Source organism: Aeromonas aquatilis (genome assembly GCF_054052405.1).
In genome coordinates this window covers 1-16,915 of record NZ_JBSTYP010000081.1, presented here as the reverse complement: position 1 = coordinate 16,915, position 16,915 = coordinate 1, and the positions used below count along the sequence as shown (strand labels likewise).

Sequence of the window (16,915 nt, the reverse complement as noted above, 5' to 3'; positions counted from 1 at the left end):
TGCTGTTGCTGCAGTTGATCCAGTGCCTGTTGCTCCTGCTGGCTAAGACCCAGTTGTTCGCAGGCCTGCTCAAAGCTGATCCCCAGATGGCGCATCATGATATCCAATAACGGGAGGGCTTAGTTGGCTTGGCTCTGCTGTTGCTGCAGTTGATCCAGTGCCTGTTGCTCCTGCTGGCTAAGACCCAGTTGTTCGCAGGCCTGCTCAAAGCTGATCCCCAGATGGCACATCATGATATCGATGGCGGGCAGATAATTCTTCATAGCTTCTTCCATGGTGATCCTCCAGACCCGTCACTTATGCCCTGAACCACTCGGGGCGGCAATTAGACTTTAGGCTTAGTCTGTCCATTTGATAAGCACCCCTGCCACTGGGGGAGGGAATTTGTTACCCTGCACCATGATAAAAACGGTTGCCGTATGACTGCGAGCAACAGGTGAGGAGCAGGGCATGTTATTGAGTTTCTTGATCATCGCTTCAGGTTGGTGGCACATCCGTGCTGCCTACGGTTCAGACAGCCGCCAGTTCTATATCAGCAAGCCGCTGACCATGCTGCTTATCATCGCGTTGGCGTTCGGCTACCAGAGTTATGACCACGACGGTTCTCACGCCTGGATCCTGCTCGGCCTCGGCCTCTCGCTGGCGGGCGATGTGCTGCTGATGCTGCCAAGCGATCGCTTCATTCAGGGGTTGGCGGCATTTCTTGTCGCGCACCTCTGCTATATTGTCGGCTTTGCCCAGGGGCCGCTGGTGCTCAATCTGTTGGATGGTTTGCTGCTGTTGCTGATCGCCGGCATGGTCTTTGGCCTGCTGTGGGGAAAGCTGGGGGAGATGCGGATCCCGGTCTTCTGCTACATGCTGGTGATCATCGGCATGGCCTGGGTGGCCGCCGGTGCCTGGCATGCCTCTCTCACCGCCGGTTCTGCCGCCGCTCTGGTGGGGGCGCTGATGTTCCTCTTCTCCGACTGCATGCTGGCGCTCGATCGCTTCCGCCGCCCCTTTCCCCATGCCCGCGCCTGGGTGATGAGCAGCTACTTTGCCGCCCAGTTCCTGATTGCGGGGTCGCTGGCAGGATGACGCCATGCAGTTGAATGCAGGTAACAGATAACGAAAAACGGGCGCTTGCCCGTTTTTCGTTTTATGCCCGGCGGTTTTTCACGCCTCTAGCGGTTCGGCATCCGCTGCCCGTGAGGCGGGGGATTTGAGCAACAGCATCAGGCCGCTGGCGATCAACAGGAAGATCCCCATGATGTAGAACACCTGATTGTAGGCCATAATTGCCGCTTCCCGGTTGATGGTATTGGCCAGCATGGCCCGTGCTTGCTGCTGGGCAATCTCGGGGCCTGAGCCCTGCGCCATCATGCTCTGGGCCAGTTGCAGCAGGTAGCTCTGCCCCTCGATACTGCTGGCGGCCAGAGTGCTGCCAATTTGCAGCACATGGGTGCGGGTATCGTTGTCGAGCAGGGTCGCTATGATGGCGATACCGAACGCACCACCGAGGTTGCGCAGCACGTTGAGCAGGGTCGAGGAGGAGGGGATCTCGTCGTGGCTCAGGCTGGCGGTGGCGACCAGGGAGAGCGGCACCATGATGAAGGGCTGCCCCAGCGCCCGCACGATAAGCGACTGGATCAGCTGCGGCCCGGCGTAGTCGGCACTCATGTTGACGTTCATAAAGCAGCTGACGGCGAAGATCAGGAAGCCGAAGCTCACCAGATAGCGCGGGTCTATCTTGTGGGTCAGTTTGGGCACCAGCGGTAGCACCAGCAGTTGCGGCAGCCCCATCCACATCAGGACTTCGCCGATCTCCAGCGCGTTGTAGTTGTGGATCTGGGTCATGTAGAGCGGCAGTACATAGATGGATCCCATCAACGCCATGCCGAGGATCAGATAGGCGAAGCAGGCCAGTGCGAAGCGCGGGTTGTGCAGCAGCCGCAGATCGACCAGCGGGTGACGGCGGATCAGCTGGCTGATGACGAAGAACACCAGCGCCACCGCCGAGATGACCGCCAGTCGCACGATGAAGCTTGAGCCGAACCAGTCTTCCCGATTGCCCTCTTCCAGCACCACCTCCAGCAAGCCGAGCCCAAGTGCCATGGTGACAATCCCGATGAGATCCACCTGCTTGATCACGGCCCAGTCCACCGGTTTTTTATCCAGCCCGTGGGCCAGCATTGCCATCACCAGCAGTCCTGGCGGCACGTTGAGATAGAAGATGTAGTGCCACGACATCTGCTCGGTGAGCCAGCCACCGAGGGTCGGCCCGATGGCGGGGGCGAAGGTGGCACAGAGGCCAAACAGCGCCATGCCGGTGGCCCGCTTCTGTAGCGGCAACAGGGTGACGATGAGGGAGAAGGCCATCGGGATCAGCGCCCCGCCAGTGAAGCCCTGCAGCGCCCGGAAGACGATCATGCTGGTGAGGTTCCAGCTGAACGAGCAGAGCACGGAGGCGGCGATAAACGCACCGGTGGTCCAGAGCAGGTAGCGGCGCACGCTCAGCCCCCGGCTCAGCCAGCCGCTCAGGGGGATGGCGATCATCTCCGCCACCAGATAGGAGGTGGAGATCCAGGAGCTTTCACTCAGGGTGGCTGACAGGGCCCCCTGAATGTCCTTCAGGGAGGCATTGGTGATCTGGATGTCGAGGATGGCCATGAAGGCGCCGATAAGGCCCCCCATGACCGCGATCCAGTTGCGACGTGGAATGGGTTCCATCAGTTGGCAGCCACCACGGGATCAGGAGTGCGGGTATCCACGATCACTTCGGTGGAGAGACCCGGCAGCAGCTTGCCTGCCAGCAGGCCCGGCTCGGGGATGCGGATCTTGACCGGCACCCGCTGCACGATTTTGGTGAAGTTGCCGGTGGCATTCTCCGGTGGCAGCAGGGCGAATTTGGCGCCAGTGGCGGGGGCCAGGCTGTCGATGATCCCCTCGACCGGTTGATCCGGGTAGGCATCGAGTACCACTTCAACCTTCTGGCCCGGTTGCATATGGGCGAGCTGGGTCTCCTTGAAGTTGGCCTCGACCCACACCTGCTGCAGCGGCACCAGGCTGGCAACCTGCATACCGGACTGGACGTAGAGCCCTTCCCGCAGGCTGCGTTTGCCGATGATGCCGTCGGCCGGTGCCCGCAGTTCGGTGTAGCCGAGCTCCAGCTTGGCCTGCTCCAGTTGCGCTTCGCTCAATGCCAGCTTGGCCAGATTCTGTTTGCGCTCGGCATCCAGTACCAGCAGTCGCTCACGGGCCGCTTGCAGGGCGGCTTGGGCCTCCCGGGCTTGCGCCTGATTGACCTGCAGGCCGGCACGTACCTCGTCCAGACTGTCTTGCGAGCTGTAGTGGCGCTGGTTGAGCTGACTGATCCGGTTGACCTGCTGGCTGGCGCGCAGCTGTTCGGCATTGGCGGAGGCGACCTTGGCCTCGGCCTGCTGGATCAGGCTCAGTTGTTGGGTGCGGGTGGCGGCCAGATTTTCGGCCGTCGCCTGATTGAGGCGCAGGTCGGCTTCGGCCTGTGCGACCCTGGTTTTGTATTCGCGATCATCGAGACGGGCGATCAGTTGGCCCGCTTTGACCGGCTGGTTGTCGGTGACCAGCACTTCGCGGATATAACCGGGCAGCTTGGAGCTGATCCCGGTCACTTCACTTTGCAGATAGGCGTTGTCGGTGCTTTCAAAATAGCGGCCGTGAAGATACCAGTAACCGGCGAACAGCAGACCGAGCAGCGCCAATATCATGGCTGCCAGCAGGGGAATTTTTTTGTGTTGACTCATTTTTGTGATTCCTGAACTTAAGGGGCGCAGGCTAACACTGGTCAACTGTTTCGATTAGTATTGGTTCACGAGATATACAGTTTCACTGGTGCAACAATGGATCTCAATGCCGCGTTAATTCTGGTGCGTATCGTCGACAAGGGCTCGTTTACGGGGGCTGCCCGTGAGTTGGGGATGACCAAGGCGATGGTCAGCCGGCGCATTGCCGAGCTGGAGCAGCGACTCGGGGTTCGTCTGCTCTATCGTTCCACCCGACAGCTCACTTTGACCGAGGAGGGGGAGAAGTACTACCTGCACTGCAGCAAGGCGGTCGATGCCCTGACCGAAGCCGAGCTAATGCTCAGTGTCAGCCAGCAGGAGGTGACCGGTACCCTCAAGCTGGCGGTGCCCATCGAGACGGGACAGCTGGTGATCGGGCGCTTGGTCGCCAAGTTTTTGCAGGCTTATCCCGCCCTGCAGGTGGAGCTGGAGCTGACCAACCGGGTGGTGGACCCCATCAGCGAAGGGCTGGATGCGGTGGTGCGGATTGGCGACATGAGCGACTCCAATCTGGCGGCGCGCCGACTCTGGAGCACCGGAAGGCTGCTCTGTGCCAGCCCGGACTATCTGGCCCGTAGTACGGTCATCGAGCGGCCGGAGGATCTGGCCAACCACGAGCGGGTGACGGTGAGCAGCGGATTTCTCGCCTCTCACTGGTGCTTCGAGCTGGATGGAAGAGAGGTGCTGGTTGACCCCCTATCCCGTTTTCGGGTCAATAATATTACCTGTGCCCGGGAGGCGGCAAAGGCGGGGCTGGGGTTGGCCTCGTTACCCGCTATGCTCTGTCAGGATGAGCTGGCCAGCGGCGAGCTGGTGATCCTGCTGCCAGAGTGGCAGCAACCCAGGGTGCCGATTTATTTGCTGTTTCCGGAGCGGCAACTGATGCCGCGCAAGTTGCGGGCATTCATCGATTTCATGATTGAGAACGGCGCCGAGTTTGGCATCGACAAGTTGTTGTAAGGGGAGCTATGGATAACTGGATCAATCTCTATCGCGCCTCACACACCCTGGAGGCGCACGCGTTGAAAGGGGCGCTGGAGGCGGAAGGGGTGCTGGTACGCCTCAATGGCGAGGGGCTGTCAGGCGCCCTTGGCGAGCTGCCGGTCGACATGTTGCAGGTGACCTTGATGGTGCGGGCCGAGGATCGCAGCAAGGCAGGACGGGTCATCGAGCGTTACCAGCAGCGTCAGGGTAACGGCTGGCTGTGCGGCCAGTGCGGGGAGGAGAACGGCGCCAACGTCGACGTCTGCTGGCGCTGTCATCACGATCCCCACGACAGCTGATCTTTCTTCCGCTAGCGCGGCGGGAACTCGATATCTTCCCCTGCGCTGGCATCGTGATAGGTCGCCAGATCCAGCTCGTTTTCGCTGCGGGCGATCAGCACCGACACCAGAATATCCCCCGAAACATTGACTGTGGTACGCGCCATGTCGAGGATCCGGTCAATGCCCGCAATCAGTGCCACACCCTCCAGCGGCAAGCCCACCGCCGTCAGGGTCAGGGTCAGCAGCATCAACCCGGTACCCGGGGTGCCTGCGGTGCCGATACTGGCCAGGGTGGCGATGCTGATGATGGTCAGGTAATCGACCATGTGCAGATCCACCCCGAATGCCTGAGCCACGAACAGCGCAGTCACTCCCTGATAGAGGGCGGTGCCATCCATGTTGATGGTGGCGCCGATGGGCAGCACCTTGGCGGTGATGGCGGGGGAGACTCCCAGCCGCTTCTCGGCGCAGGCCAGACTGATGGGCAGGGTGGAGTTGCTGGAGCTGCTGGTGAAGGCCACCGCCTGGGCATCAACGATGCTCTTGAAGTAGTGCAGCGGATTGAGCCGTGCCAGCAGAAGCAGCAGGGTGCTGTAGACCCCGAGCACGTGCAGCAGGCAGCCGAGGTAGACGGCGCCGATCACCTTGAGCAGCGGCAGTAGCAGGTCGAGGCCGTACTTGCCGGTCATCCAGGCCATCAGGGCGCAGACACCGTAAGGGGCGAGCGCCATCACCATCTGGGTCAGCTTGAACATCCCCTCGGCCAGCGAGGTGAAGAAGAGGATGGCGGGGCGGCCACGGCGACCGCTGGCATTGAGGGCGACCGCCAGCGCCACCGCAAAGACGATCACTTGCAGGATCTTGCCATCCACCATCGCCTGTACCGGGTTGCTCGGCACCAGATGGCTCAGCACGCTGGCCAGGGTTGGTGGTTCCGACATACCGACCCGCTCATAGGGGCCCATGTCGGCACCCATGCCGGGTTCCAGCAGCCAGCCCATCATCAGGCCGATACAGATGGCGATGGCGGTCGAACAGAAGTAGAGGCAGATCGCCTTGCTGCCGATGCGATCGAGGGCCTTGCCCTTGAGCAGCGAGGTGAGGCCGGCGATGACCGAGCAGAAGATAAGGGGCACCATCAGCATCTGGATGGTGTTGACGAACAGGACGCCAAGGGGCTTGAGCAGCAGGGCTTGCTGTTCAAAGCCGACGCCCAGACCCACCCCTGTCAGCATGCCGATCAGGGTCTTGAGCCAGAGGGGGCGGCGGGTCCAGATCTGCCAGGGCTTGAGAGCCTCTCCATGGAACAGCATGACGCCAATATCCTTATACATTGTCTGCGATGGCCAAAAAGGGGCGCCAGTGTAGCGATCCCTGACGCGGGTTGCCACATTATCGACAAAGCAGTGGCGGTGACCACTCCCTTGACCAGGAAATGCGCAATTTATTGGCCTATATCAAGATCCCTCCGGGCGTGGCGATATTTAATTGGTATTAAATATGTTCATTATTGAGGTGAGAGATGTCGCAATCGGTTCATGGTCACGAAGTGATGGAGATGATGTTGGCACAAGGGGGGCAATTTACCCGTGCCAGCCTGAAACAGGCGATGGCCGAGCGGTTCGGTGCCGAGGCCCGTTTTCATACCTGCAGCGCCAGCGAGATGGATGCGGAAGCGCTGATCGACTTTCTGGCTGCCCGCGGCAAATTTATCGACTCGGCAGAGGGCTTCCAGACCCGCGCCGACAAGATCTGCAACCACGGTTAACCCTGCAGCGAGCGCATCTGGCGCTCGCTCAATTCTTCGCCCTTTGCTATATTTCGCCCCCTCTCTTTTCCCGATTCAGGGCGTAACCAGGGCGTTGTATGGATACTTTTTCTGCCGCAGTCATGCTGTTTTTGATCATGGACCCGCTGGGCAACCTGCCGGTCTTCCTCTCCATCCTGCGTCATATCGATCCCAAGCGACGCCGCAAGGTGATGATCCGCGAGCTGCTCTTCTCGCTGGCCATCATGATGCTGTTTCTGTTCGTCGGTCAGCAGATCCTCGGCTTCCTCAACCTGCGGCAGGAGGCGGTCAGCATTGCGGGGGGCATTATCCTGTTCCTGATCGCCATCAAGATGATCTTCCCGAGTGAAGGGGGCGTGACCGGGCTGGCGGCGGGCGAGGAGCCCTTCCTGGTGCCGATGGCGATCCCGATGATTGCCGGCCCCTCGATCCTCGCCTCTTTGATGCTGCTGGCCAATCAGGAGCCGACCCGCATGGTGGACTGGTCGCTGGCACTCTTTCTGGCCTGGGCCGCCAGCGCGGTGATCCTGATGTTCTACGAGGTATTCAACAAGCTGCTGGGTGAGCGGGGACTCACTGCGGTGGAGCGGCTGATGGGCATGCTGCTGGTGATGATCTCGGTCCAGATGTTGCTGGACGGGGTACATCACTATCTGGCGGTGACCGGTCAGGGCTGAGCGGTTTACATATTGAAGTGAATGAAACGGGGCTTCGCAGAGCCCTGTTTTTTGTGCCGCCGAGAAGGGGGCGGTCACCCGTGAGTGGTCGCAGCGGGTTCCAGTTTGCTCATGATGAGGGAGAGCAGCAATTCCCGCAGCCAGCGGTGGCCCGGATCCTCGCTGTGACGCTGATGCCAGATGAGCAGATGGGAGATGCTGTCCAACCCGATGGGCAGCGGCAGCTGCAACAGCGGATAGACCTGGGTAGCGTGGCGGGCGTAGAGCTTGGAGAGGGTCACTATCATGTCGGAGTGCATTCCCATCCGCAGCGCCGCCTCGAAGGAGGGCACGGTTGCCTCGATACGCCGGTAGAGATCCTGCTCTGCCAGCTTGTGATCCAGCATCCAGCGGTCTCGCCCCTCGCAGTAAGTCTGCACATGGGGATAGCTGAGGTAGTGCTCCAGATTCCAGTTGGGCTCTCGCAGCGCGGGGTGGTGCTGCTGCACCAGACAGGTGAGATCATCGACCGCCAGCACTCGCTGACAGATGCTGTCGGGCAGGGTATCGAGCCGGTAATCGGAGTTGATGCAGTTCTCTCGCACCGCGAAGGCGATGTCCACCTGTCCCTGACTCATCTCGGTCAGACTGTTTTCGGTCCACTCCTCGTAACGCAGGCGGATCCGTGGTGCTTGCCGCTTCAGCTCGCTCAGGTAGAGCGGGGCAAACAGGGTGAAGGCGCTATCCATGCTGGCGATGACGAATTCTCGCTCCGAGCTGGCGGGGTCGAATTCGGGCGGCTGGATCAGGTTGTCCAGCGACAGCAGAATGGGTTGCAACTGCTGTTGCAGCGCAAGGGCGCGCCCGGTGGGTTCCAGCCCGTAGGCGGAGCGAATAAAGAGGGGATCATCAAAGGTATCGCGCAGGCGGCCTAGGGCTTTGCTGACGGCGGATTGGCTCAAATGGAGTCTGCGAGCCGCCTTGCTGCCGTTGCGCTCCTCCAGCAGTACTTGCAGGATAATCAGCAAATTGAGGTCGATGCGACCCAGTTGTTCCAGCAGCATGATATGAATCCTCTTCAATTCTAAGATGAATTTATACCATTTGTTTTCATATCTTGGCGATCTTATCCTCGAATGGTCTCAGGTTCGCATGAACCACTGGTACAGGATGTAGCGGTTGAGGGGACATGTAGCACAATCAATATGGCGACCTCAGGGTCGCCCTATTTTTTGGCTATGATTTATTTGCTCACTTGCACCTGCCTTGATTTTGCCCAACAATCCCTGCGCTCTATTTTGATACAAGTAACAGATATCTCTTTGTGAAGGAGTATCCCTATGGGACTCGGTGGAATTCATATCTGGCATATGCTGATCCTTTTGCTGGTTGTTGTGCTGGTCTTCGGCAGCAAGCGTCTTGCCACTGCAGGTGAGGATCTGGGTACCGCCATCAAAGATTTTCGCAAGGCGATGCGTGACGACGCAAATCATCCGAAATAAGCAGTAGGAGTAAAAAATGTCTGTAGACGAGAAAGTTGAACTGAACGAAACCTGTGACAGCTGCGGCTGTTTTGCCGAGATCGGCACCATCATCGGCGAAGGCGACGATGTGATGGATCTGGTGATTGAAGCCGCGGCCGAGGCTGATGCCCGCGCCAAGCTGGCTGCCTATGAAGCACTGGCCAAACAGGTCACCGCCGAAGCTCAAGTGAGCAGCGAACTGACCCAGGGCGCCAATGGCGTGATCCTGAAAGCCCGCCTGCAATTCACCTGCACTGCCGAAAAACTGATTTTCGAAATGCGGGCCCGCTCTATCTGAGTTGTCTGATAACGCGGCAGGTTTGCCTGCCGTGTTGACCCTTCTGCTGTGGGTCGGCGTTCTATAGTTACTCTATCCCACAGACGTTTTGCCCGGCGCGAGTCGGCCAACAGAAGGCGTAAAGATCATGACGCAGCGATGGATCTCTGCCCCCAATCCCACCCTCTATCGTGATCCGTGCTGCCAACAGGCTGCAGGTGTGACCTCAGCACAGGGGCAGCCATCGTGATGCGACGCTGGATCTGGGCTCTGCTGGCCCTCTGCTGTTTTCCCCTACTGGCGGCTGAACTCAAGCCACAGCGTCTGCCCCAACCCGGGGATCTCGAAAGCATTCTGCAAAAACGCGAACTCAGGGCGCTGGTGGTCTATGAGCGCGGCTTCTATTTTCTCGATCGCGGCGCCCAGTACGGCATTCTGGTCAATCAGCTGCAAGGGTTCGAACGCTGGCTGAACAAGACCTATCTCGCCAAAGAGAAGGTCAAGCTCAAGGTGGTCTACATCCCGGTGCGCCAGGACAAGCTGCTGGACTATCTGGCCGAGGGGCGCGGCGATCTGGTGGCGGCGACCATGACGGTGACCCCGACCCGACGTGAACAGGTGGCCTTCTCTCGGCCGCTCATCTCTTCCATAGAGGAGTGGGTGGTGAGCCAGAACAGCCTACCCGCCTTCAGCCGCATTACCCAGCTCTCCGGCAGGCGGGTCTGGGTGCGCGCCAGCTCCAGCTACTACGAGAGCCTGCGTCAGCTCAACTGGCTGTTTCGCGAGCTGGGGCTGCCCCCCGTCTATATCGAGACGGTGCCCGAATACCTGCAGGATGGCGATCTGCTGGAGATGGTGGCCGCCGGCATTATCCCCCTGACGGTGACCGACAGCTACAAGGGGCGGATCTGGCTGGGGGGCATGATCTCCGGCCTAAAGGCTCACAAGCTGATCCCCCTGCGCAGCAACGGCACCAGCGCCTGGGCGCTACGCAAGAACAGTCCAGAGCTGCTCAAGGCGGTCAATGGCTATCTGGCGAGCGTCAGCCGCAACAGCCTCTACAGCGACATGACCCTGCGCCGGTTGCTGGTTCACAGCGATCAGATGAGCAATATCCTGGCACCGGACCCCATGGGTCGCCTCGCGACCATTCGCAAGGTGCTGGAGAAGTACGCCAATCAATACGATCTCGACTGGCTGATGCTGGCGGCACTCGGCTACAAGGAGTCCGGCCTCAATCCCAAGGTGCGTTCGCACAAGGGGGCTGTGGGCCTCATGCAGCTGCTGCCCAGCACGGGGCGGGAGGTCGGCATCAACGGCGCCAGGCTGACCACCCTTGAAGGCAATGTGGAGGCCGCCTGCCGCTACATGCGGTTGATCCTCGATACCTACTTCAATGATCCCAAGCTGGATCGACTCAACCGTCACCTGTTTGCCCTCGCCGCCTACAACGCCGGGCCGAACCGGGTGCAGGCGCTGCGAGGCAAGGCGGAGAAATTGGGGCTTGATCCCAATGTCTGGTTCGGCAACGTGGATCAGTTAGTGGCCAACGAAGTCGGACAGGGGCCGATCAACTATGTCGGCACCATCTACAAGTACTACGTGGCCTATCGTTTCAGCCTGCCCCAGATCGAGGGCAAGGTTGCTGCTATCGAAGCGGCTCAGCAGTAAGCCGGTTAAGTGGCTGTGCTGTCTGTTCTGGCGGTAAGGGCCAGCCGCTGTCTCTGTGTTGCAAAAACCAGTGGGCGGGGCCGGTGGCCGGGATGAGATCTGGCTGGCTGAGCTGACCCAGATAGCGCAACATCGGGGTATCATGCAGTTCCATCAGCAACTCCTTTTGAATATGTGAAGAGGCTCGCCAGCGTTATGACACCCGGCCATGACAGCAGGATGACACCATGATCCCCGGATCCTTTGCCCTGCTCGACGATCCCCTGCTGGCACTCAAGGTGCGCTGTCACTGGATCCGCCATGCCCGCGAGCGGATCCAGGCGCAGTACTACAGCTGGGAGGAGGACAGCAGCGGCAAGCTGCTGCTGAGCGAGCTGCTTCATGCTGCCCGGCGCGGCGTCAAGGTACAGCTGCTGGTGGATGATCTCTATGCCGGTGACAACCGCTTTCTGGAGATGGTGGCTCACTACCCGGGGATCGAGGTGCGGCTATTCAACCCCTTCTGGCTGCGGGGCTGGCGCCCGCTGGCACTGTTGCTGGAGGGGCTGCTCAGCTTTCGCCGCATCAACCACCGGATGCACAACAAGCTGCTGCTGGTGGATGGCAAGCTGGCGCTGATTGGCGGGCGCAACATCGGCGATCGCTACTTCGGTCTGGATCCGCAGGCTCCCTTCGTGGATCTCGATCTCGCCTGTCAGGGGGGGCTGTGCCAGCAGATGGCGCAGGGGTTCGAGCAGTTCTGGCACAGCCGCTGGAGTCACCCCATCCGCCATCTGCTGCGCCGCGAGCTGCTGCCCGCCGAAATTGAGGTGGTCAACGACTTCCTGTTCACCATGACGGATCCGGCTGTGGCGACGGTCTATGATCTGCCCGCGGCGCTGTTTGACGAGAGCGATGTGCCGCTGCAGTGGCATGAGGGGCGGGCAGAGGTGTGGTTCGACCGTCCCGGCAAGGGGCTAATCTCCCGTCCCACCACCGCCCGTCAGCTCTGGCGCCAGCTGGCTGACAATCCCGGCTCGCTGGGGTTGGTGACCCCTTACCTCATCCTGACCCGCGGGTTCCGGCACCGCCTGGCACGGCTGCGCCAGCAGGGGGTCGCCATCGACATTCTCACCAACTCGCTGGCCAGCACCGATGTGCCACTGGTCTATGGTGCCTATCAGCGTTATCTCGGCTGGTTGTTGCGGCGCGGGATCCGGGTCGCCGAGTTTGACCATGGCCACGGCAGCCTGCACGCCAAGCTGATCCTGCTGGGAGAGGTGCGGGCGCTTTTTGGCAGCCTCAACCTCGATCCCCGCTCGCTGTTTCTCAATACCGAGCTGATGCTGCATCTGCACTGTCCGCCGATCTGCGAGGCGCTGCGAATGTGGCTGGCTCGCTGGCAGGAGCAGGCGGGTGGATTGCCGCGCAAACCCGAGGGGTGGTCAAGGCGACTGATAGCCCGCCTGAGCGACTGGTTGCCCCTGCGCCGTTGGCTGTAAGGCGGCCATTTTTTGTGCGAGATCTCGCAAAGCCTTGTAAGTCATTGCTGATGCCCTCTGCGGGTGAATAACCATGCGTGAATGTATCTTACTGTTTTATAACAATTTAGTGGTGATGATAAGGCTGTTTTTTGTACTCTGATGTGAATGGAACTGGCATAAAAACGTTTTTTATTTTGTTTTTATGCGTAATATTTCAGTTGCAAGGACAAACACGGCGGCTTGTCTGCCGTGTGGACGAAGGTTGTAACGGGTAGCTGGCCAGTTGCATCGCTGCAATTGGCGCGCACTTCAGGTGGGTCGCGAACTATCGGAAAGTGAAACAGAGACCCGGTGTGGCCGGACTCCAATATGGAACATGCTATTTGCGAGGGGGTGACATGGACATGTCACCCCACTTTTTTGGCCGCTCGCCACCGTTTACCTTTTCCATGACTGTTGCTCATCGCAAGAGCCGCAGAGGGCAAGGCAATAACAAGGCAATAAAAAGAGGGCCGCAATAGCGGCCCTCGGTCTCATCTGCTCGGTGGATTAACCAACCTTGACGCTGCGGCGACGCTGCAGCCAGACGATCACCCCGAACAGCAGGAAGCCCGGGATCCACATCCACTCCTTGGTCCAGCGCTCGGTCGGCGCCTTGACGGTGAGGATCTCCTGATCGAACTCCAGCCCCATGGTGGCCGCCGGGCTACCGAAGGTGACGTTGTCGATCAGCGTCTTGCCATCTTGCTCATAGAGGCTCAGCCCCAGATTGGCCAGCCGCTCCTCGCCTGTTGCCCCTTCCGGTACCGCGACCAGCAGGGTGAACTTGCGCGGTTTGCCCACTGCATCTTCACCGAGGATCCGCAGCCGCAGGGTGCTCTCCGCCTCCACTTCACCCATGGTCTGGGCCAGCTGGGCAGGCGGGGTCTCGCGATAGGGGTCGTGCACCATGTCCATCCAGAAACCCGGGCGGAACAGGGTAAAGGCGACCAGCAACAGCAGCACGCTCTCGTACCAGCGGCTCTTCACCAGGAACCAGCCCTGGGTGGCGGCGGCGAAGATCAGCATGGCGATGGTCGCCACAATGAAGATCAGCACCCCGTGGGCGAAGTCCACGTCGATCAGCAGCAGATCGGTGTTGAAGATAAACAGGAACGGCAGCGCCGCGGTACGCAGGCTGTAGTAGAAGGCGGTGATCCCGGTCTTGATGGGATCGCCCTTGGAGACAGCCGCTGCCGCGAAGGAGGCCAGCCCCACCGGCGGCGTCACATCCGCCATGATGCCGAAGTAGAAGACGAACAGGTGCACTGCGATAAGCGGCACGATCAGCCCGTTTTGCTGCCCCAGCGTTACCACCACTGGCGCCAGCAGGCTGGAGACGACGATGTAGTTGGCCGTGGTCGGCAGCCCCATGCCGAGGATCAGGCTCAACAGGGCGGTGAGCATCAGCATCAGCAGCAGGTTGCCCATGGAGAGGAACTCCACCAGATCCGCCAGCACCAGACCGACTCCGGTCTGGGAAACCGCACCCACGATAATCCCCGCAGTGGCGGTGGCAATGCCGATACCGATCATGTTGCGGGCACCGGCGACCAGCCCTTCCCGCAGATCCACCACGCCGTCAGCGACGGTGCCGTAGTCATGCTTGCCGTCCTGGCGCAGCCAGTTGAGCAGTGGCCGCTGGGTCAGCAGGATGATCACCAGCATCACTGTACCCCAGAAAGCCGACAGCCCCGGCGAGAGGCGCTCTACCATCAGGCACCACACCAGTACCACCACCGGCAGCAGGAAGTGCAGGCCGGAGAGCAGCACGGCACGGGTATCGGGCAACTCGGTGAGCGGCTTGTCGGGGTCTTCTGCCGCAAGCGGTTCGTTGCTGGCGGCGATCTTCAACAGGGCCACATAGGTGGCAGTCAGCAGTACCGAGATCCCCGGCAGGGCGTAGTCACCCAAAGCAGGTTTGAGCCAGCCGAGGCCATAGTAGACCGCCAGCGACAGGCCGCTGATGAGGGCCGCGCCAAAGGCAAAGCCGGTCAGGCGGCGCAGCCAGGGTTTGGGTTGATGGTTGCCGATGGGCTGCATGCCCAGTTTCAGCGCCTCCAGATGGACGATGTAGAGCAGCGCTATATAGGAGATGGAGGCAGGGAGGAAGGCGTGCTTGATGATCTCCACATAGGGGATGCCTACATACTCCACCATCAGGAAGGCGGCTGCCCCCATCACCGGCGGCATGATCTGGCCGTTGACCGAGGAGGCCACTTCCACCGCCCCTGCTTTCTCTGAACTGAAGCCCACCTTCTTCATCATCGGGATGGTGAAGGTGCCGGTGGTCACCACGTTGGCAATCGACGAGCCGGAAATCAGACCGGTCAAGCCGGAGGCGACCACTGCCGCCTTGGCCGGGCCGCCGCGCAGGTGACCGAGCAGGCTGAAGGCGAGCTGGATAAAGTAGTGACCGGCACCGGCTCGCTCCAGCAGGGCGCCAAACAGCACGAACAGGAAGACGAAGCTGGTGGAGACGCCAAGGGCGATGCCGAACACCCCTTCGGTGGTGATCCACTGGTGGTTGGCCAGCGCGGTAAAGCTGACCCCACGATGGGCCAATAACCCCGGCATCCAGGGGCCCGCCAGACTGTAAATCAGGAATACGATGGCAATCACCGCCAGTGCGGGGCCCAGGGCCCGGCGCGCCGCTTCCAGCAGCAGCGGGATGCCGATACAGGCGGTCACCAGATCAGTGGTCGTCAGGGTACCCGGACGCAGGGCCAGTGCCTCGTACATGACGAACAGGTAGGAGGCAGCCCCCGCCGCAATCAGGCCAAGGGCGATATCGCCAAAGGGCACCCGATCCCGGGGCGAGGAGCGAAATGCCGGAAATACCAGGAAGGCCAACAACAGGGCAAAGGTGAGATGAATGGCGCGTGTCTCTGTGTCGTTGAGTACGCCAAAGCCCACCATGAAGGGGAGTGGCGAGGCGATCCAGAGCTGGAACAGGGACCAGGCCAGCGCCAGGGTGGTGATGAGCCAGCCCAGCGGGCCCAGCGGCAGGCGAGCGCCCACATCTTGGGCGATCAGTTCCTCGGTAGAGAGTTGTTTATCTTGCATAGGGTTAACTTGTGCCAACGAGTACAACAAGAGCGACACCCGCCCCCGCAATCAGGCGGCAGACGGGTGTCGAAGAGAGTGACAAAGGCCCCGTGGCCTTCAATCAGAGCCAGCCGCGCTCTTTGTAGTAGCGGGCAGCCCCTTCATGGAGTGGAGCAGAGAGACCCACCTTGATCATGTCGGCCTCTTTCAGGTCGGCAAAGGCCGGGTGCAGGCGCTTGAAGCGATCCAGGTTGTCGAACACCGACTTGACCAGCTGATAGACCACTTCAGGGTCTGCCTTGGCACTGGTGGAGAGCACCGCTTTGCCACCGATGGAGGGGGTCGGCTTGTCGCTGCCCTTGTAGATGCCGCCCGGGATCTCGGCCTTGCTGTAGTAGCTCTTCTCGGCCAGCAGCTTGTCGATGTCGGCGCCGGTCACAGGCACCAGTACCGCGTCGGTAGTGGTGGAGGCTTCCTGGATGGCACCGTTCGGGTGACCCACGAAGTAGCTCATGGCATCGATGTTGTTGTCACCCAGGGCGGAGGCCTGTTCGGCCGGTTTCAGCTCGGAGACCAGACCGAAGTCACCCTTCTTCCAGCCCTTGACCGCCATGATCTCTTCCATGGTGTCGCGCTGGCCGGAGCCCGGGTTGCCGATATTGACGCGCTTGCCTTTCAGATCGTCGAAGCTGGCGATCTTGGCATCGCGGCGAGCCAGGATGGTGAACACTTCGCTCTGCAGGGAGAAGACGGCGCGGATGTCATCCATGGCCCCCTCGGCCTGGAACGGCGGCAGCCCTTTCATCGCCTTGTACTGGTGGTCGGATTGCATGATGCCGAAGTTGAATTCGCCGCTGCGAATGCCGTTGACGTTGGCGACACCGCCACCACTGGCCGGGGCGTTACATTTGATCTGGTGATCGGCTGCGCCGCGATTGAGGAAGCGGCAGATGGACTGGCCCGCCACGTAGTAGACACCGGTCTGACCGCCGGTGCCGATGGTCACGAAGCGCTCCTGCGCCTGTACCGGACCACCGAATGAAACACCGACCAGAGCCGCCGACAGGGCGCATGCCAAAGTTAATCCTTTCATTTTTTCTCCCTTTTCTTTGATTTTGTTTATCCGATCCCCGGATAAATTGATGGCAATCCCGTTCTGCGCCGGGCTTGCCGATAGGGCCTCGTACGAGGAATGGTCGGGCTGTTACCCCTTCCCAAAAAAAGTCACCCTCATCCTGCGGTGAGATCACCGACGTCCTGCCAGCAGAAGATAATTTGGCCCCGGAGGGGCCAAATAAAAAGGCTATGTCCCAATTACGTGTTGCATGGGGTGCCCCAGCGCCTCATGCAAACATGCTTTGATATTCACGCCCCTCCCGTAACG

17 protein-coding genes are annotated in these 16,915 nt (G+C 60.5%); 9 read left to right on the top strand and 8 right to left on the bottom strand.

Annotated elements, in window-relative coordinates; all coding sequences use genetic code 11:
- Nucleotides 1-119 precede the first annotated feature (119 nt).
- Nucleotides 120-275: a hypothetical protein gene (locus ACW5W8_RS21710; RefSeq protein ID WP_005348505.1), complete on the bottom strand. Its 156-nt coding sequence runs from the start codon at nucleotides 273-275 to the stop codon at nucleotides 120-122.
- A 175-nt stretch (nucleotides 276-450) separates the two neighbouring features.
- Here ACW5W8_RS21710 and ACW5W8_RS21705 point away from each other — a divergent pair, with 175 nt between their 5' ends.
- On the top strand, nucleotides 451-1,077 hold the full coding sequence (locus tag ACW5W8_RS21705) for a lysoplasmalogenase (protein ID WP_498630351.1): 627 nt from the start codon (nucleotides 451-453) through the stop codon (nucleotides 1,075-1,077).
- Nucleotides 1,078-1,155: 78 nt separating this feature from the next.
- On the opposite strand, the gene ACW5W8_RS21700 is transcribed toward ACW5W8_RS21705, so the two are convergent.
- Both ACW5W8_RS21700 and ACW5W8_RS21695 read right to left on the bottom strand, forming a co-directional pair.
- Entirely contained in the window at nucleotides 1,156-2,709 is a 1,554-nt protein-coding gene (locus ACW5W8_RS21700) for a DHA2 family efflux MFS transporter permease subunit (RefSeq protein ID WP_498630349.1), read from the bottom strand.
- Nucleotides 2,709-3,761 (bottom strand): HlyD family secretion protein, encoded by a 1,053-nt coding sequence (locus tag ACW5W8_RS21695; RefSeq protein WP_498630347.1) that lies wholly within the window; start codon nucleotides 3,759-3,761, stop codon nucleotides 2,709-2,711. The genes ACW5W8_RS21700 and ACW5W8_RS21695 overlap by 1 nt, the downstream gene beginning before the upstream one ends.
- 96 nt (nucleotides 3,762-3,857) lie before the next feature.
- Here ACW5W8_RS21695 and ACW5W8_RS21690 point away from each other — a divergent pair, with 96 nt between their 5' ends.
- Nucleotides 3,858-4,760, top strand: a complete 903-nt coding sequence (locus ACW5W8_RS21690) for a LysR family transcriptional regulator (protein ID WP_498630345.1) — start codon at nucleotides 3,858-3,860, stop codon at nucleotides 4,758-4,760.
- Nucleotides 4,761-4,768: 8 nt separating this feature from the next.
- Nucleotides 4,769-5,083, top strand: coding sequence for a putative signal transducing protein (locus tag ACW5W8_RS21685; protein ID WP_498630343.1), 315 nt, complete (start codon nucleotides 4,769-4,771; stop codon nucleotides 5,081-5,083).
- 11 nt (nucleotides 5,084-5,094) lie between these two features.
- Here the strand turns inward: ACW5W8_RS21685 and ACW5W8_RS21680 are convergent, their stop codons facing one another.
- A complete protein-coding gene (locus tag ACW5W8_RS21680; RefSeq protein ID WP_069555169.1) occupies nucleotides 5,095-6,378 on the bottom strand; it encodes a dicarboxylate/amino acid:cation symporter in 1,284 nt (427 codons plus the stop codon).
- Between the two features lie 209 nt (nucleotides 6,379-6,587).
- On the opposite strand from ACW5W8_RS21680, the gene ACW5W8_RS21675 reads away from it, so the two are divergent.
- Nucleotides 6,588-6,833, top strand: coding sequence for a YecH family metal-binding protein (locus ACW5W8_RS21675; protein ID WP_005357633.1), 246 nt, complete (start codon nucleotides 6,588-6,590; stop codon nucleotides 6,831-6,833).
- Between the two features lie 98 nt (nucleotides 6,834-6,931).
- A complete protein-coding gene (locus tag ACW5W8_RS21670) occupies nucleotides 6,932-7,531 on the top strand; it encodes a YhgN family NAAT transporter (protein WP_139735873.1) in 600 nt (199 codons plus the stop codon).
- A 74-nt stretch (nucleotides 7,532-7,605) separates the two neighbouring features.
- On the opposite strand, the gene ACW5W8_RS21665 is transcribed toward ACW5W8_RS21670, so the two are convergent.
- On the bottom strand, nucleotides 7,606-8,574 hold the full coding sequence (locus ACW5W8_RS21665; RefSeq protein ID WP_498630340.1) for a LysR substrate-binding domain-containing protein: 969 nt from the start codon (nucleotides 8,572-8,574) through the stop codon (nucleotides 7,606-7,608).
- Between the two features lie 276 nt (nucleotides 8,575-8,850).
- Here ACW5W8_RS21665 and tatA point away from each other — a divergent pair, with 276 nt between their 5' ends.
- The 3 genes from tatA to ACW5W8_RS21650 all read left to right on the top strand — a co-directional run bounded on the left by tatA (nucleotide 8,851) and on the right by ACW5W8_RS21650 (nucleotide 10,981).
- Nucleotides 8,851-9,012: a twin-arginine translocase TatA/TatE family subunit gene (gene tatA / locus ACW5W8_RS21660; protein WP_047434601.1), complete on the top strand. Its 162-nt coding sequence runs from the start codon at nucleotides 8,851-8,853 to the stop codon at nucleotides 9,010-9,012.
- A gap of 16 nt (nucleotides 9,013-9,028) precedes the next feature.
- Nucleotides 9,029-9,331 (top strand): YfcZ/YiiS family protein, encoded by a 303-nt coding sequence (locus ACW5W8_RS21655; RefSeq protein WP_005339945.1) that lies wholly within the window; start codon nucleotides 9,029-9,031, stop codon nucleotides 9,329-9,331.
- A gap of 228 nt (nucleotides 9,332-9,559) precedes the next feature.
- Complete coding sequence (locus tag ACW5W8_RS21650; RefSeq protein ID WP_498630354.1) at nucleotides 9,560-10,981, top strand: MltF family protein; 1,422 nt, start codon at nucleotides 9,560-9,562, stop codon at nucleotides 10,979-10,981.
- Here ACW5W8_RS21650 and ACW5W8_RS21645 read toward each other — a convergent pair.
- Nucleotides 10,959-11,135 carry a hypothetical protein gene (locus ACW5W8_RS21645; RefSeq protein WP_498630337.1) on the bottom strand — a complete coding sequence of 59 codons (177 nt, stop codon included), beginning with the start codon at nucleotides 11,133-11,135 and terminating at the stop codon, nucleotides 10,959-10,961. The genes ACW5W8_RS21650 and ACW5W8_RS21645 overlap by 23 nt on opposite strands.
- A gap of 73 nt (nucleotides 11,136-11,208) precedes the next feature.
- On the opposite strand from ACW5W8_RS21645, the gene ACW5W8_RS21640 reads away from it, so the two are divergent.
- Nucleotides 11,209-12,462, top strand: a complete 1,254-nt coding sequence (locus tag ACW5W8_RS21640) for a phospholipase D-like domain-containing protein (RefSeq protein WP_498630335.1) — start codon at nucleotides 11,209-11,211, stop codon at nucleotides 12,460-12,462.
- A 531-nt stretch (nucleotides 12,463-12,993) separates the two neighbouring features.
- Here the strand turns inward: ACW5W8_RS21640 and ACW5W8_RS21635 are convergent.
- Both ACW5W8_RS21635 and ACW5W8_RS21630 read right to left on the bottom strand, forming a co-directional pair.
- Complete coding sequence (locus ACW5W8_RS21635) at nucleotides 12,994-15,549, bottom strand: TRAP transporter permease (RefSeq protein WP_498630333.1); 2,556 nt, start codon at nucleotides 15,547-15,549, stop codon at nucleotides 12,994-12,996.
- A gap of 103 nt (nucleotides 15,550-15,652) precedes the next feature.
- On the bottom strand, nucleotides 15,653-16,624 hold the full coding sequence (locus ACW5W8_RS21630; protein WP_498630330.1) for a TAXI family TRAP transporter solute-binding subunit: 972 nt from the start codon (nucleotides 16,622-16,624) through the stop codon (nucleotides 15,653-15,655).
- Nucleotides 16,625-16,915 lie beyond the last annotated feature (291 nt).

Bases quoted from the DNA above. Each gene is read 5' to 3' on its own strand.
- ACW5W8_RS21705 (WP_498630351.1), top strand. From the start codon at position 451: ATGTTATTGAGTTTCTTGATCATCGCTTCAGGTTGGTGGCACATCCGT.
- ACW5W8_RS21640 (WP_498630335.1), top strand. From the start codon at position 11,209: ATGATCCCCGGATCCTTTGCCCTGCTCGACGATCCCCTGCTGGCACTC.
- tatA (WP_047434601.1), top strand. From the start codon at position 8,851: ATGGGACTCGGTGGAATTCATATCTGGCATATGCTGATCCTTTTGCTG.
- ACW5W8_RS21690 (WP_498630345.1), top strand. From the start codon at position 3,858: ATGGATCTCAATGCCGCGTTAATTCTGGTGCGTATCGTCGACAAGGGC.
- ACW5W8_RS21645 (WP_498630337.1), bottom strand. From the start codon at position 11,135: ATGGAACTGCATGATACCCCGATGTTGCGCTATCTGGGTCAGCTCAGC.
- ACW5W8_RS21675 (WP_005357633.1), top strand. From the start codon at position 6,588: ATGTCGCAATCGGTTCATGGTCACGAAGTGATGGAGATGATGTTGGCA.
- ACW5W8_RS21655 (WP_005339945.1), top strand. From the start codon at position 9,029: ATGTCTGTAGACGAGAAAGTTGAACTGAACGAAACCTGTGACAGCTGC.
- ACW5W8_RS21695 (WP_498630347.1), bottom strand. From the start codon at position 3,761: ATGAGTCAACACAAAAAAATTCCCCTGCTGGCAGCCATGATATTGGCG.
- ACW5W8_RS21680 (WP_069555169.1), bottom strand. From the start codon at position 6,378: ATGCTGTTCCATGGAGAGGCTCTCAAGCCCTGGCAGATCTGGACCCGC.
- ACW5W8_RS21635 (WP_498630333.1), bottom strand. From the start codon at position 15,549: ATGCAAGATAAACAACTCTCTACCGAGGAACTGATCGCCCAAGATGTG.
- ACW5W8_RS21670 (WP_139735873.1), top strand. From the start codon at position 6,932: ATGGATACTTTTTCTGCCGCAGTCATGCTGTTTTTGATCATGGACCCG.
- ACW5W8_RS21650 (WP_498630354.1), top strand. From the start codon at position 9,560: ATGCGACGCTGGATCTGGGCTCTGCTGGCCCTCTGCTGTTTTCCCCTA.
- ACW5W8_RS21665 (WP_498630340.1), bottom strand. From the start codon at position 8,574: ATGCTGCTGGAACAACTGGGTCGCATCGACCTCAATTTGCTGATTATC.
- ACW5W8_RS21710 (WP_005348505.1), bottom strand. From the start codon at position 275: ATGGAAGAAGCTATGAAGAATTATCTGCCCGCCATCGATATCATGATG.
- ACW5W8_RS21700 (WP_498630349.1), bottom strand. From the start codon at position 2,709: ATGGAACCCATTCCACGTCGCAACTGGATCGCGGTCATGGGGGGCCTT.
- ACW5W8_RS21685 (WP_498630343.1), top strand. From the start codon at position 4,769: ATGGATAACTGGATCAATCTCTATCGCGCCTCACACACCCTGGAGGCG.
- ACW5W8_RS21630 (WP_498630330.1), bottom strand. From the start codon at position 16,624: ATGAAAGGATTAACTTTGGCATGCGCCCTGTCGGCGGCTCTGGTCGGT.